Source organism: Pseudomonas sp. BSw22131 (genome assembly GCF_026810445.1).
GTDB classification, from domain to species: domain Bacteria; phylum Pseudomonadota; class Gammaproteobacteria; order Pseudomonadales; family Pseudomonadaceae; genus Aquipseudomonas; species Aquipseudomonas huanghezhanensis.
On record NZ_CP113949.1, the window covers coordinates 2085651 to 2099158 of the forward strand.

At 52.6% G+C, this 13508-nt stretch carries 12 protein-coding genes and 1 pseudogene; 6 read left to right on the plus strand and 7 right to left on the minus strand.

Annotated elements, in window-relative coordinates:
- Nucleotide 1 precedes the first annotated feature (1 nt).
- Nucleotides 2-991 (minus strand): alpha/beta hydrolase, encoded by a 990-nt coding sequence (locus tag OYW20_RS09325; RefSeq protein WP_268800399.1) that lies wholly within the window; start codon nucleotides 989-991, stop codon nucleotides 2-4.
- Nucleotides 988-1431 (minus strand): tryptophan-rich sensory protein TspO, encoded by a 444-nt coding sequence (gene tspO / locus OYW20_RS09330; RefSeq protein WP_268800400.1) that lies wholly within the window; start codon nucleotides 1429-1431, stop codon nucleotides 988-990. The genes OYW20_RS09325 and tspO overlap by 4 nt, the downstream gene beginning before the upstream one ends.
- A gap of 241 nt (nucleotides 1432-1672) precedes the next feature.
- Here tspO and sseB point away from each other — a divergent pair, with 241 nt between their 5' ends.
- Both sseB and OYW20_RS09340 read left to right on the plus strand, forming a co-directional pair.
- The gene (gene sseB / locus OYW20_RS09335) at nucleotides 1673-2473 is read left to right on the plus strand and encodes an enhanced serine sensitivity protein SseB (RefSeq protein ID WP_268800401.1); all 801 of its coding nucleotides are present in this window, start codon (nucleotides 1673-1675) and stop codon (nucleotides 2471-2473) included.
- Nucleotides 2474-3071: 598 nt separating this feature from the next.
- A complete protein-coding gene (locus tag OYW20_RS09340; protein ID WP_268800402.1) occupies nucleotides 3072-3557 on the plus strand; it encodes an AAA family ATPase in 486 nt (161 codons plus the stop codon).
- A 90-nt stretch (nucleotides 3558-3647) separates the two neighbouring features.
- Here OYW20_RS09340 and OYW20_RS09345 read toward each other — a convergent pair whose 3' ends face one another.
- The 3 genes from OYW20_RS09345 to OYW20_RS09355 all read right to left on the minus strand — a co-directional run bounded on the left by OYW20_RS09345 (nucleotide 3648) and on the right by OYW20_RS09355 (nucleotide 6555).
- Complete coding sequence (locus OYW20_RS09345; protein ID WP_268800403.1) at nucleotides 3648-5315, minus strand: sensor domain-containing diguanylate cyclase; 1668 nt, start codon at nucleotides 5313-5315, stop codon at nucleotides 3648-3650.
- Nucleotides 5316-5659: 344 nt separating this feature from the next.
- Nucleotides 5660-5989, minus strand: a complete 330-nt coding sequence (locus OYW20_RS09350; protein ID WP_268800404.1) for a DHCW motif cupin fold protein — start codon at nucleotides 5987-5989, stop codon at nucleotides 5660-5662.
- Nucleotides 5990-6105: 116 nt separating this feature from the next.
- Nucleotides 6106-6555 (minus strand): hypothetical protein, encoded by a 450-nt coding sequence (locus tag OYW20_RS09355; protein WP_268800405.1) that lies wholly within the window; start codon nucleotides 6553-6555, stop codon nucleotides 6106-6108.
- A gap of 75 nt (nucleotides 6556-6630) precedes the next feature.
- Here OYW20_RS09355 and OYW20_RS09360 point away from each other — a divergent pair, with 75 nt between their 5' ends.
- Nucleotides 6631-7005 carry a MerR family transcriptional regulator gene (locus OYW20_RS09360; RefSeq protein WP_268800406.1) on the plus strand — a complete coding sequence of 125 codons (375 nt, stop codon included), beginning with the start codon at nucleotides 6631-6633 and terminating at the stop codon, nucleotides 7003-7005.
- A gap of 128 nt (nucleotides 7006-7133) precedes the next feature.
- Here OYW20_RS09360 and OYW20_RS09365 read toward each other — a convergent pair whose 3' ends face one another.
- Nucleotides 7134-7760 carry a pyridoxamine 5'-phosphate oxidase family protein gene (locus OYW20_RS09365; protein WP_268800407.1) on the minus strand — a complete coding sequence of 209 codons (627 nt, stop codon included), beginning with the start codon at nucleotides 7758-7760 and terminating at the stop codon, nucleotides 7134-7136.
- A 692-nt stretch (nucleotides 7761-8452) separates the two neighbouring features.
- On the opposite strand from OYW20_RS09365, the gene OYW20_RS09370 reads away from it, so the two are divergent.
- The 3 genes and pseudogenes from OYW20_RS09370 to OYW20_RS09380 all read left to right on the plus strand — a co-directional run.
- The gene (locus tag OYW20_RS09370; RefSeq protein ID WP_268800408.1) at nucleotides 8453-9304 is read left to right on the plus strand and encodes a phosphate/phosphite/phosphonate ABC transporter substrate-binding protein; all 852 of its coding nucleotides are present in this window, start codon (nucleotides 8453-8455) and stop codon (nucleotides 9302-9304) included.
- A gap of 31 nt (nucleotides 9305-9335) precedes the next feature.
- A complete protein-coding gene (locus tag OYW20_RS09375) occupies nucleotides 9336-12296 on the plus strand; it encodes a sensor domain-containing protein (protein WP_268800409.1) in 2961 nt (986 codons plus the stop codon).
- Nucleotides 12297-12499, plus strand: a pseudogene (locus tag OYW20_RS09380) (glutathione S-transferase N-terminal domain-containing protein); the annotation flags it as partial.
- Here OYW20_RS09380 and OYW20_RS09385 read toward each other — a convergent pair.
- Nucleotides 12444-13445, minus strand: coding sequence for an NUDIX hydrolase (locus OYW20_RS09385; RefSeq protein WP_268800410.1), 1002 nt, complete (start codon nucleotides 13443-13445; stop codon nucleotides 12444-12446). The pseudogene OYW20_RS09380 and the gene OYW20_RS09385 overlap by 56 nt on opposite strands.
- Nucleotides 13446-13508 lie beyond the last annotated feature (63 nt).

A 13508-nucleotide genomic window follows, 5' to 3' on the forward strand; every position in this document is an offset into this window, starting at 1 on the left:
GTCAGGCGTCAGACGCCTTCAGCCGATCCGTTATCCATGCCCGACTGTATGCCAGCACGTCTGCTGCAACGGTGGTCTGGAAGTGGATAAAACCGTGGGGCGAGGAGGGCAGAAGGTGCATCTCGACAGGGGCTGATTCGGCCCAGCGATCTGCCATCTCCAGCGTGTCGTCCAACAGCGGATCGAGCTCGCCGACGAACATCAGTGCCGGGGGGAAATCCGTGAAGTCGCCGTACAACGGTGACAGCGGCGGCTGCCGGCGCTGCTCGTCATTAAGTTCCGGGGTGAGTCTGCGCAGTGCGTCGATCATACCGGGACCGTCCAGCACCAGGGTTTCGCGGGGTGCTGCTCGTACGCTGGCCGTTCCCGCCAGGTCGTAAACGCCGTAATAAAGCAATGCACCGCTCACCCGCCGCAGCAGTTCAGGGTAGCTTTTCAGCGCCAGCAACGTGGCCGCCGCCAAATGCCCGCCCGCCGATTCGCCGACGACTACCACCGGTAGGTCAGCGAATTCTCCCGTTACATCGCTCAGCAACCAGCGCGCTGCCGACAGGCAGTCCTCCATCAATCCTTCAATGGGCGTGGACACGGCCAGCCGGTAATCGACCGAAACCACCGTGACTTCACACGCATTGACCATCGCGATGTTGAGGTCGTCGTTCATCTGCGCGTTGCCAATGACCCACCCACCGCCATGGATATCGAGCACCACACCTTGGGCTTTGCCTTTAGGCCGGATGATCCGCACGGGCACAGGAACGTCATTGGCGCCGATGGTCTTGGTCTCGGCCGTGAGCCCGTGCTTTAGCAACTTACGGCCGCCACCGAGTTGGCCGGCCCGCAGCAGCGACTGGATGAGGAAGGGCGCGACACGGTTACGGATTTTAAAGCGCGGCAGCCACGCGAGCTTTTTGTTGAAGGCACGCACCTGCAACAAAGCCGACTCGCTGACGGGCCAAGGCGTTCGAGCGCCCGGTTCGGCACCACTCATGAGCGGTTATTGCGCAGGATGGAAAAATTCAACGCGCCAGCCACACACAGCCAGACCACGTACGGGAACAGGATCAAACCGGTGATCACGTCCAGCTGGATCGCCATCACCACCATGGCGGCGGCGACAAGCCAGAGCATCGTCAAAATCACCATACCGGCGAGAACGTGGTGGGCACCGAAGAACACCGGTGTCCACAGCGTATTAAGCGCAATTTGCGCCGCCCATAACGCCAGTACTGTCTGGCTGCCGGGGATCAGCGTCAGCCGGTAACCCGCCCACGCCAGCAACAGGTAGATAGTCGTCCACGCCACAGGGAACAGCCAGTTGGGCGGGGTGAAACGCGGTTTGATCAGCGCCGCATACCAATCGCCCGGCTTGAAGATGATCCCTGTGCTTGCCGCAGCGGCGCAGGCCAAAAGAAATATAAAAAAGGTCATGAACGTTCCTTAGCTGTTCTGGGGTCGATGCCATCTCGGCGTCGGTAAAGAAGGGACGTCCAGTGAGGCTAAAAGTTTGGATGCAGGGGATATTTCTCTGGAATGAAAGGCCTGGAGCTCTTCTGAGTGACTGTCCGAATAGTTCAGATTTATCAACCGCCTGTTCTTCCTGTTTTCACACTCACGTGAAAAACTGCGCGCGCTTTGCCATTCATTCTTGTCTGTTTTAATGGAGCTGCCGATGGAAATCATGGATACCAAGCAAGAAAACGCCCTCGAAACATCACTCAGACTGGCTGCGGATGAACCGGCCCACCGCCCCGACTTCTTCAAGACTCTGTTGAGCTCCACTGTCTACGCCCTCGGCACTGCTGGCACGGGCGAAGGTAAAGTCAACCTTGAGGCTGGCAGCAACATCAGCATCGCGCATTGGCAAAAGCCCGACGGCTCCGCGGTCATCCCGTTTTTTTCTTCGTTGCAAACGCTACAAGCATCCATAGAGACAGAAGAATCCTACATAGAGATCCCGGCCAGATCGCTGTTTGAAATAACGCTGGGCAGCCCTCTTTTCCTCAATCCAAAGTCTCCTTACGCAAAAGAGTTTTTACCGGAGGAAGTGCGGTATCTGCTATCCGACGGGATCGGCCAAAAGCCGGTGCAGCGTACGGTCGAAAAAGACACTCAAGTGCTGCTTGGAGAACCGTCCCAATATCCGTCGAAGATGGTCAACTCGCTCACACAATTACTCGCCAAACATCGCAACGTGAAGCGTGCGTTTCTGGCCTTGATGCATGACGCATCGGCTGATGAAAAGCCTCATCTGATCGTGGGCATCGAAGCCGACGGCGATATTGAACTGGTCATGCGCGAAGCCGGAAACGTTGCCGGGGACACCTCTCCGGATGGAGAACCCGTCGACCTGTACCGCGTTCACGAAGGGGAATCAGGCCTTAGTGATTACTTCCTCAAGCAAACTGCACCCTTCTATGAACGGAAGTCGGCAGGCTGGCTGCGTTCATTGTTTGGCTTCGGCAGAGCGTGAAATAGCGCAATGCCGTGCTAACCGTAGAGTAGGTCTGCGAAACCCTGTCTGGCCCGTTTGGGGGAATCATGAGAGATGGCAAATCTCAGCGTTTTATCATTCAGCCCTGTGAGCTTTCTTGCCAACGGTGATTGCTAGGTTATTCGCACTAACAGTGAGGATTACGTTGTCCCCGGTTTGACGGAGTTCTGCTACGTCGGTGTTAACGCGCAGTTGATCAATGTCATGACGGGCGAGCGTGGGAACGGTCGTCACTTGCATGAGTGTCGATTGGTTGGCGAGTAATGAGCGAGAAGGAAACTTAGCGAATCGTGTTCTGGTGGAACATGCGTTTAGTGATGTGGCGGCTTCGGGTCCAGGCTGTGTGAAGACGCATGCACCATTTTGAAGTGCGCGTCGCTACTTAAAATCTGTCAGCGTTTGGTTGGTCAGCAGACCTGAAATTTTCGTGGGGGCGCGATTTTCGGTCCGGTTCTGATCTTCAAACCTGCTCTAAAACGTTTTTACACAGCCTGGACCCAAAGCGGGCGGTAATGGTCGTTGGTTGCTTCCACGCTTTTCAATAAGCATCATCGCGGTTCGACAAGGAGACGTCCCCATGCCCAAACCAGTGCTTCATCTCATGTCAGGCAAGATTGCATCCGGTAAATCAACGCTGGCCAAACGCTTGGCAGCCAAACAGTCGGCGATTCTGCTGAGTGAGGATTATTGGCTCTCGAAGCTTTACCCTGATCAGATCAAGTCAGTAACCGATTATCTGCGCCTGGCACGCCAGATTCGGGAGGTGGTAGGCCCACTCGTCATCGATCTACTGAATGCTGGCGTGACTGTGGTCTTGGATTTCCCTGCCAACACCCCTCAAGATCGACATCGGTTGCGTGGCCTGGCTGACTCAGCCGAGGTATCACATTGTGTCCACTACATCGAGGTGGACGATGACATCTGTCGGGGCAGGTTGCATCTTCGCAACCGCTGCGCTGAACATGAGTTTGCTGCGACCGATGCGGAGTTCGATCTGATCACTAGCTACTTTCGGGCTCCGGATGAGAGTGAGGAACTCCACATTGAAACTCACCGCCTTTGAAGTCAGGAATTGGATTATCTGGAATGTCCGCTTCTGGCAGTTACTGGCCGGCCAAAACGCTCATCTATCGTCGGCCGGCACGGCGCTGTTCTAAACAGACTCGGGGCTGGTCGCGCTGATCAAGGTATCTGCCAGTCCGCCAGCCGGATAAAACTGCGCTTGGGATTTGCCGGCCCTTTTGGCACGATAAAGTGCTTCATCGGCCTTAGCCAAAACGTCAGCGAAATCACCCTCGGTCCACACTGCGCCGCCAATGCTACAGCCAACCCTGATCACCGCGCCCGCGAGCGGGACCGGCTCTGCAATCGTTTTGATGATGCGCTGCGCAGCGCTCTGCACATGTCCCAGTGATTCGCCGGCCTTCAACCGCAGCAGCAGAACGAACTCGTCACCGCCGTGGCGGACTGCGATATCGCCATCGCGCACGTTGGCTGACAGACGCAGGCCGACTGAATGGAGCAGGGCATCCCCAACAGCATGACCAAAGCGATCGTTCACGGATTTGAAGCCATCGAGGTCCAGGCATAGCACGCCGAAGGCAGGCTGCTGACCGGGTTCTTTTTGTAGACTATTGACGTAGTTGTCCAACGCAGCACGGTTGGGCAGACCCGTCACGGTGTCCCGATAGGCAACACCCCTGATAAGCGCCAACTGGCCCTTCTTTTGCGTCAGGTTCTCAACCAGATGCCGAATGACTATGCTCAGCTTTTCAACTTCCAGACTGCCTTTGACCAGCGGAATGTCGACATCAGCGCCCTCGGAGAGGCGGGTGGCCGCCTCGGCAATCTGGTTGAGTGGTCGAGTGATGACGCCCGCCACGAACCATCCCAGCATGGCGAAGGTGATGGACAGTAGACTGCCCCACAGCAATATTTCAACGCGCAGCCCGTTTGCCTCAGCAAAAGCGGCTTCCGCTGGCTGACGCGTAACGACGGTCCAGCCCAGCCCAGGGTAACCATCAATACCGGTGCTTTTGGCCGCCCCCACCACGTATGTGTTTCCATCCTGCCACTCGCTGACCGTCCAGCGGGTGTTGCTTTCGTTATCAATCCCGGCCTCACTCGGTTTGCCGATCAGTTGTTTGGGGCCGAGCAAGACAATACCGTCTTTGCTGATGACCAGGAACTCCACACCTGGAAGACTTTTTTTCAACGGCTCTAACATGGTTCGGCCTATTTCCGCCGCCCACTGCCAAGACAGGTGAGTGCCCAGTACGCCAATGAAGTTTCCGGTCTTGTCCAATATCGGCATGCTGATATCGACGAACTTCATGGCTTCACCCGATGGGTTGGGTAAGAGCTTTGCGAGCAACACTGCTTCGTGTACGTCACCTATGAACGTCTTGTCCCTCCCCTCCACGAACACGGGCCGGTGCGCAATGCTGAGCCCCTCAAGCAGACGCCCGGTCGAAGCGACAACCGTGCCTTGGGCGTCGGTGAGGCCAATCCAGGAATAGCTGGGGAACTGAGCGTTGAGGTGGTTGAGCAGGCTCCGGGCTTCTGCGACGTTCTGCGGATTGCGCAGGGCCTCCAGTGCACTCAGCACGCTGAGTTCCTTGGCGCGGCTGTGCATGTCACGATCAAGACGGTCAATCATCGAGGCGGCGTATTCCGCCAGCTGATGCCCGGTCTGTTCCTTGTGCCTGGAAATCGCGGACGCGCCGATGACACTGCCGAAAATACACGTGATGACCAGCACGGTGAGCGCGACAACGACTGCAAATTTCGCTCGTAGGCTTTGGAAGGGTCGCATCTGCATGAGGAATTACCTGGCATGATCAAACGCCTTAGATCCATGGCATTCCTAAAAGCTATCGGCGGGCATCACGGTTTTCTTAAGACGCTTTCGATTCAAATCTGACATACCGCTTGGGATTGTTCTTGTCTCACGCTAGCAAAGAAATATGCCCGCAAAAATTGAAAGGGCTGCAATCCGTTGCATAGAGAGAACTCAGGTTATTAATTAGTGGATGTAGCGGCGCGTTGAGCGTCAATGAAGCAGTAGGGGGCTGTTTCGAGCGCAAGGGAGTGAGTGCTTCTGGCCGGCAGCCGCCATTCAGGACGTTCAGAAAATGGCAGGAAGCATTCCGTCCTTTTCAATGCTCAATCCACGATGAACAACTTGGCGCCAGTGGCGGTTGACGACCGGTGAGCCTCTGCGTTGTCGGCCACCTGATAGCTCATGCCGGCAGTCAACGTAAACGTGCGACCATCATCGAGTTCGGTCTCCAGCCGACCCTCCAGACACAGCAGGATATGCCCTTTGCTGCACCAATGATCGGATAGGTAGCCCGCGCTGTATTCAACCATTCGGACTCTTGCTCCGCCGAAATGGCAGGTGCGCCAGAGCGCCGTGCCGGTTTCGCCGGGATGGGTAGTGGGTTCTATTTTCGACCAATTGGTGGTGCCGAACGGAATGCCTGTGAGTTGCATGATTATCTCAGCCAAAGGAAAGGAGTGGATCGTACCTATGTGACAAGGAAGCCAATAGACACAGATCGGGCTGATTTCTTTGTTACACACTTTGGACCCAAAACGGCCGTTCCGTTTTATAGCGCGCCGCAACCAGAACACTTTCGACTGGCGTTGGTTTTAACCGTTCTTAGATCGTTTAGTGGCAGGATCTGCGCTACAGCAAATCCCACCTCCAAACACGTGAAGCCAAGGATCAGAAAACTGGCTCCGTGGGCTACCGCGTAAAGTTGCCAGATAGCGAACAGTATTCTTGCCAGTGCATCATACAAACCTATGCTGCGGCTCGGTTGCGTTAGCCGCCAGAGCGACCAGACCACCACAAGGCTGCCAAGCAGATTGGCGAAAAGCATGGCGTTAATGTCCAGCGTCGGCACCATTCGCTCCAACTCCAGCGCGCCGGACAAGGCGGCGAAGGCTTTGAAAACCGACGATGCTGTCCAAGGCGTCATGAAGCCTGCTGTGACCACCAAGTCGTAGAAAGCGCTAACTCGGACAATTTGTAGATTTCTCGTTACGCTGATCATAGTCAGACCTCACAATTCGAGTCCGCAGGCTAAAGCCTGGTGTTAGGTCCAGAGTCAACGCGAGAATTGATATTCATGAAGATCGGAGAAGTGGCAGCGCAGATGGGGGTGTCAGTCGACGCCCTGAGATTTTATGAAGAGAAAGGTCTGATCAAGCCGCATCGCGCTGCCAACGGCTATCGGTTTTATTCCGAACAGACGCTACAACTGGTCGGGTATATCAAGTTGGCGCAGCAGCTTGGATTTTCGCTAAGAGAGATTGGCGAAAATCTGCCACTGCTATGGAATAGCGAAGGCGCTTCCAGCGACCTGTTGGCTCAATTATTCGAAGAGAAAATCGCTTTGCTTGATCAGCGCATCGGACAAATGCAGAGTCTGCGCACTCTCTTGGCCGCACGAGCCGTGCAGGTATGCCCGCTGGTGGGCACGAGTCACGTTGCCTCGTCCTGAATGATCACTTCTGGTCGATCGAGCTGAAAAACTTTTTTACACAGCCTCGGCCAGAAGCAGCCGTTCAATCCATTGAATAAGTTCGAATTCCACACTCAGGCGATTTAGTGCTTCATTCGTCGATTGCGTCAATACAACGTGTCGGCAATACGCCCAGGCAAGTCCCTGTCGTAGGCATCCCCATCGATTTCAGCTTCAGACAGCGCTTTGAGTATCTGCCCCGCAGTCGGTAGAGCATTGCGCGGAACGTAACGTGATACATCCCAAAGCCCAGCCCTGATGACGGCTCTGCTGCATTGGAAATACACGCTCGTCACGGCGATACGAAGAACAGACTTGGGGAGTTGGCCGTTTACCGCAAAACGCGCCAGCAACTCAGGCTGCACAGATATCTGGGCAGTCCCATTGATACGCAACGTTTCGCCAACACCGGGCACCAGGAACAGCAGGGCAACTCGCGGGTCTTCGACAATATTGCGCAACGTATCGATTCGGTTGTTACCGCGTCTGTCGGGCAAATAGAGCGTCTTGCTGTCTTCAATGTGCACGAAGCCCGCGTGATCGCCGCGTGGAGAGGCATCAAGTCCACCAGCGCCGGAGGAGGCAAGAATCGCAAGAGGAGCAGACTCTATGAAAGGCCTGTAGGCGGGATGAATATGATCAACTTCTTTTACATATGACGGGCGGGCAACTGGGCCATAAAGGCTCTCAAGTTCCTGCACTGTCGTGACATAAGAGTCGTCTTCAAGATGCATCGTGCAGGCCCTCCCGTTCAGCAATATGTTGGTGTCACCCTTCAGCTCACAGGGCAGTGGCCTAGCGGCTTTACCCCTGCGCATTGCTTCAAAGGCATCCAGACTATTTTATGGTTAGCACGATGACGGTTGTGCGAAAACAAAAAAATCTGGCGCAAGTGGCTGAGCGTATCGAGGTGTTAGCATAGCCAGGCAATCGGCTAATGCCTACGCTGCTTTCGGCCAATGGCGGACCCTCACTTTTTTGGCTGCACTGGGCCAAAAAAGGATATCCGCCGATGAAACCTCTTCGACTCAAGTCGAACGCGACCCAGGCGTTCCTCGCCTTTTTTTGCATTGCCTGATCGCCGCTCGCCGACTTTACGTACACAACCCAGGAAGCGCCCGCTGACGCTCGCCTCCAACGGCCGACCACACCCCACGACTGGTCAAACACTGCGCCGCGCAATGGCTCTACGCCAGCGCTGACGTCTCATTAGGCACCATCCGCTGGTGCATCCCCGACGGGCACGGGATAACGGCCTTCGCTAATTTGGTCAGTGATGAGGTGCGGATTGGATCCACCGCAGTTAACTATTTATGAAACCTGTGCTTAAGATCCACGAGCCTCGGCCGACTATATTAACTTGAGGAGCTTGAATTAGCTCTAATCACCTTTCAGTGAAAGGTTGGTATAAATTTGGAGTTAGCAAGTGACGTTAAGCCTAAACTGCAAAGCTATAATTATTGTGCTGTCCTTTGTCTTGTCAGATTTGGCTGTTGCTGAAGATCTTAAAGTATACAATTTCTCGCCTGTTAACCAATATAATCTTAATCTTTCAGCAGGTTTTTGGAATCCAATCATAAGGTATGTGTCCGAAAAAAGCGGAGTGAATCTCACTCTGAAGTTAGGGCGAACATCCTCTGATACAACAAGTTATGTACTCGCGCAAGAAGTTGATTTCGCTTTTACCAACCATCTTTTTAGCCCCGAGCGCGAGAAGATGGGCTGGAAGGTATTTGGTCGCCGTGACGCGCCTTCTCTCGAAGGACAAATCGTAGTACCTGCCGACTCGCCAATCCACAGCCTTTCGGAACTAGAAGGCAAGGAAATAGTTTATCCGGGACCAGAAGCTTTCATTGCTTATAAAGTCACAAGCTTAGAGTTGGTAAAGAAAGGGATAAATACTTTTACTGTGTTTGCAGGAAACATGGATGGCGCTTTCAGCCAACTGCTCAGTGGTAAGGCCCAAGCGATGGGGGTCAATTCACAGCTTGTAAGCGGCTACACTGAGAGAGAAGGTAAGTCGTTCCGCGTACTTTGGAGTTCGTCCTCGTTCAATGATTTAGCCCTTATGGCATCCCCTCGAGTATCTGAAAAAGAACTTGATGCAGTAGCAAGCGCATTCTTTAATATGCAACATGATGCCTACGGTAGCAAAATTCTTCTTGAGGCGGCCGAGTTAGTCCATGCACCGACCCCTGTTACCTTCATTCCTGCCACGGAAGCGGATTATGCTTCCTATCGTGATTTTTACAATAGCTTGCCAGCAAACCGTAAGTAAATAATTTTAAATTTAGCTGGAGGGGCTGTTAGTGAATTTCTATAAAAGCCTGCTGCCCAAATCACTGACGTCGCGAATATTGGGGATGTTATCTATTTTGATACTGGCCTTTCTTACGACTGGCCTGGGTCTGTTTTATAAAAATCAGATGCTCCAGCATATTGAAGAGATACAAGACACCGCTAACATGCTGATAGAGGTTGTCGCCCAAGCTGTGGAGGAAAGTGTAGTAATTGGCGATTACGATACAATCAAAAGAACCCTCGAAAAAACCTTGGCTCGCTCGCCTTTCAAGTCGGCCATTTTTATTGACCTGTCGGGTGGCGTCATTCGCCTGCAGGCACCCAGTGCGCCTCTTGGAAGAGCCCCAGCGTGGATAGAGTCCGAAGTCGCTGCCAGGTTATTCGATGTCAATCGTCCGATAACTATCGGGGGGAAAGATTATGGCGTGATGCGTCTGTCTTTTAATGCCGAGAGAATTGCTTCTGAACTCTACAGCCTGGTGGTACAGGCTACGCTATTGGCAGTGTTTTTTTTACTTATCAGCCTGATTTTGATGGGGTTCATGATCAAGCGTTCGCTTGCACATCTAGGCAAGCTTCATTCTTATGAGGCGGAAATCTCGTCAGGCGCTGTGGCAGCAGAAGATATGTTGGTCGCTGATGCTCCGATGGAAATACAGGAGGCTATAAAAGCGGTAAACCGTACTGCAGCGAGTATGCGCAATCATTTTGGCCAGCGTATCGAATCGTTGATGAATACCTTGGTGCAGCATAAAAATGCCTTGGATGAGGTCTCAATAGTTTGCGAAGTTTTGGCCTCTGGCCGTATCACCTATGTTAACGACCGATTCGTAACAAGCTCACAGCATTCGCGAGCTGAGCTTTTAGAGTTGACGATCAATGAAGTCTGGACCGGCATGTCTTCAGCCAGTCAGCCGTGGCAATGGGCACCTGAAAAGGAGGTTTGGAACGGTGAGGTCAGGCTCTCAGGTCGTACAGGTAAGGAGGAATGGCATCGACGCACCGTCATACCTATTCTCGATGACAAGGGCGGCGTTGAAAAATATATTTGCATCGATATCGATATTACAGATCGAAAAGAGTTTGAGGTCGCGATTCTAGATAACTCTAGAAGGCAAAACCTTATCGCCTTGTTTGGCCAGCAGGCATTGACAGAAGAAAACGTCAGTGCTCTAGGTGAACTGGCAGCACTTACTGCGGCGCAAGGGTTGAAATTGAGCAACGCCGCTTTATTAGTCGTTGATCGCGCGAGTCACGGGATCATCCTCAAAGCTGAGGTTGGGTTGACCAACTTTGAAATCTGTGATGGTAATAATAATGAATTTTTGAAAGGTATTGCTTCTTCTACTGGATTTACCATCAATCCTGATATGCGTGATATGCGTGATATGCGTGATATGCGTGATACGCCTGATACTATGTACACGTTGCTTCCTGGTGATGCAGTGGACGCTTACGGTATTAGAAGTGGTATAGAGGTTGATATATCTTGCAGGGAGGTTTTTAAGGGCGTTCTTGGAGTTTATGCCAGCACTGACTACTCATTTACACGTGAAGATGTTAGTTACATTCAAACATTGGCAAACCTATTGGCTGCCGCGCTTGAAAGGGATGACGCAAAGAAAAAGCTAACCTATCTGGCCGAAAATGATTCGCTCACCAATTTGCCTAATCGCTGGTTTCTCAACAATTACCTGCGCGGGGCAATCAGTCGTGAAGCGTCAGGGTCAACGCCAGATGCAATAAGCGTCATCTTCATCGATTTGGACAGATTCAAAACCGTAAACGACACCATGGGGCATTCTGCAGGTGATGAATTGCTTGTACAGGCGAGTCGACGCTTGGAAGCGTACATTGATGAGAATAGTATGGTTGCGCGGTTGGGAGGCGATGAGTTTTCGATCGTGGTCACACATCGTGTTTATTCGGAGAGCTTCATCAAATCTCTTGCGACCCATGTTGTTGAAGCGTTGGGCAAGCCGTTTAACCTTCGCGGCCAGGATATATTTGTTTCAGCGAGTGTAGGCATCGCTAATTATCCATTTGATGGGAGTGACGCTGGCGTTATCCTCAAGAATGCTGATACAGCCATGTACAATGCGAAAAAAAGTGGCCGTAATAATTTTAAGTTTTACAATTCCGAGATGAACGAAAGTGCAATCAAGCGCTTGCAAACTGAAACGCTATTGCGCGGCGCGCTTGATCGCGATGAGTTTATTCTGCATTTTCAGCCAAAGGTCAGCCTCACAGATGGCAGGATAAGTGGTTTGGAGGCTTTATTGCGGTGGAATCATCCAGAACAAGGCCTGGTTTCTCCCGCTGACTTTATCCCTATGCTTGAGGACACTGGGCTGATAATTCCTGTAGGCGAATGGGTTATCCGCAAAGTCTGTGAAACCATAAAAAGCTGGGAAGAGAAAAATTTAAGAGTGGTACCGATCGCAATCAACCTGTCAGCCAGGCAGCTTCAGGTAAAAGGCCTGGCTAGAATCGTCAAGCATATTTTGGAAGAGTACGGTATCAACCCCGCTCTTTTAGAATTCGAGCTTACCGAATCAGTGTTAATGATTGATCCCGAATCGGCGGTCGAAATACTTCGAGATATAAAGTCGTTTGGTATCGGTCTTTCGGTCGATGACTTCGGAACGGGCTATTCCAGTTTAGCCTACTTGAAGCGATTTCCTATTGATACCCTCAAAATCGATAGAATGTTCATAAAAGATATAATAAGCAATCATGAGGACGCGGCTATTACCAGAGCGGTAATAGTATTGGCGCACGAATTGGATCTGGAAGTCATTGCGGAAGGTGTCGAAACATTCGATCAGCTAGAGCTGCTTGTCAAACATGGTTGCGATCAAATACAGGGTTATCTATTTAGTAAGCCTGTAACTATTGATGAGTGTGCTGCCATGATTAAATCGTCACGTAGCTTGGATATAAAATTTTCTGAAAATGGTTTTGCGTAAATTAGTCCGAAAATCCACGATTGGTTTGATGTTCCTTACCCCGTCACGTGCGCATTGCATTGGCGGAAAAAGCCCTGCTGGCCCAAGTCGAGTTCGCAACTGTGAATCTGTGGACAGGGCAGCACAAGAGCGCAAAGTCTCTGGCTTTCAATTATTTCGGAACGCTTCCGGTATTGGAGTTGGGTGAGGGCACGCTGGCAGCTCATCCAGACTATGGAAGATCGCCAGCCCACGCTGGCGAGCGATCTCCACCATGAAGTCTGCACCCCGAGACTTGCCACCGATGCGCAGCACGGCATCACAGCGCTCCAGCAGCCTTATGGAATACTCATGAAAACGGGCTTCATACACAGGATCGCCAATGCGGTTGGAGCCCGCAAGTTTTACTAACGGCAATGCCACCCACTCCGCAACCAGCGCAAAGTGCCCTGCCTCAAGCAGCGCGCCCGCGCATTCCTGCATTGCTTGCACGTTGGCGGCCAAGGCATCGGGGTCGTCATCCGTGCCACCCCTGTAAGGACCTGCGACCAAAATCATCAGACTTGCCGAGGGCGGCGGCGTCAGGGCAGGTGAGGGCGGCATCAGCCGCTGGAGATACTGCAGGAGAATGATCGTTTTGCCGTCCATTATTCTCCCGTCTTCAACCATTTCAATGGCGACATCGACAGGCAACTCCAACACTTCGATATCTTCCCCTTCCTGCTCCAAGCCCCCTCCTGCATTTACGCGGTCTTGCGCATGGTACTCGCCCACAAAAAAATGCAGACGCTCGGTGACCGACCCTGGGCTCATGAAAGCCTCATAGACCTTTCGCACTGATTTGACGCGGTAACCGGTCTCTTCTTCCGCCTCCATCCGAATACGCTCTTCTGGCCCCGCGTTGTCCAGCAGACCGGCGGCGGCCTCGATCAGATAGCCGTCGTGACCGTTGACGAACGCGGGCATGCGGAATTGGCGGATGAGGATAACGGTGCGATTGGCAAGGTTGTACAGGCCGATCGTGGCCCCGTTTCCTCGGTCATAGACTTCACGGGCTAAGGTTTGCCAACTGCCGTCACGGCGCAGCAACTCGAACTCGACTTTCTGGAGAATGAACCAGTTATCCGAGAGGATCTGGCGCTTTAAAATTCGAACATTGAAGTGGTCCATCACAGCCCCTTGGCATTCATTGATTATCGTGCATAATCGTGAAATATCATGCAAAGGATTGAT

Excerpts from the sequence above, each read along its gene's own strand:
- OYW20_RS09385 (WP_268800410.1), bottom strand. The coding sequence starts at position 13,445 with ATGGACCACTTCAATGTTCGAATTTTAAAGCGCCAGATCCTCTCGGAT.
- OYW20_RS09350 (WP_268800404.1), bottom strand. The coding sequence starts at position 5,989 with ATGCAACTCACAGGCATTCCGTTCGGCACCACCAATTGGTCGAAAATA.
- OYW20_RS09325 (WP_268800399.1), bottom strand. The coding sequence starts at position 991 with ATGAGTGGTGCCGAACCGGGCGCTCGAACGCCTTGGCCCGTCAGCGAG.
- OYW20_RS09340 (WP_268800402.1), top strand. The coding sequence starts at position 3,072 with ATGCCCAAACCAGTGCTTCATCTCATGTCAGGCAAGATTGCATCCGGT.
- OYW20_RS09360 (WP_268800406.1), top strand. The coding sequence starts at position 6,631 with ATGAAGATCGGAGAAGTGGCAGCGCAGATGGGGGTGTCAGTCGACGCC.
- tspO (WP_268800400.1), bottom strand. The coding sequence starts at position 1,431 with ATGACCTTTTTTATATTTCTTTTGGCCTGCGCCGCTGCGGCAAGCACA.
- OYW20_RS09365 (WP_268800407.1), bottom strand. The coding sequence starts at position 7,760 with ATGCATCTTGAAGACGACTCTTATGTCACGACAGTGCAGGAACTTGAG.
- OYW20_RS09355 (WP_268800405.1), bottom strand. The coding sequence starts at position 6,555 with ATGATCAGCGTAACGAGAAATCTACAAATTGTCCGAGTTAGCGCTTTC.
- OYW20_RS09345 (WP_268800403.1), bottom strand. The coding sequence starts at position 5,315 with ATGCAGATGCGACCCTTCCAAAGCCTACGAGCGAAATTTGCAGTCGTT.
- sseB (WP_268800401.1), top strand. The coding sequence starts at position 1,673 with ATGGAAATCATGGATACCAAGCAAGAAAACGCCCTCGAAACATCACTC.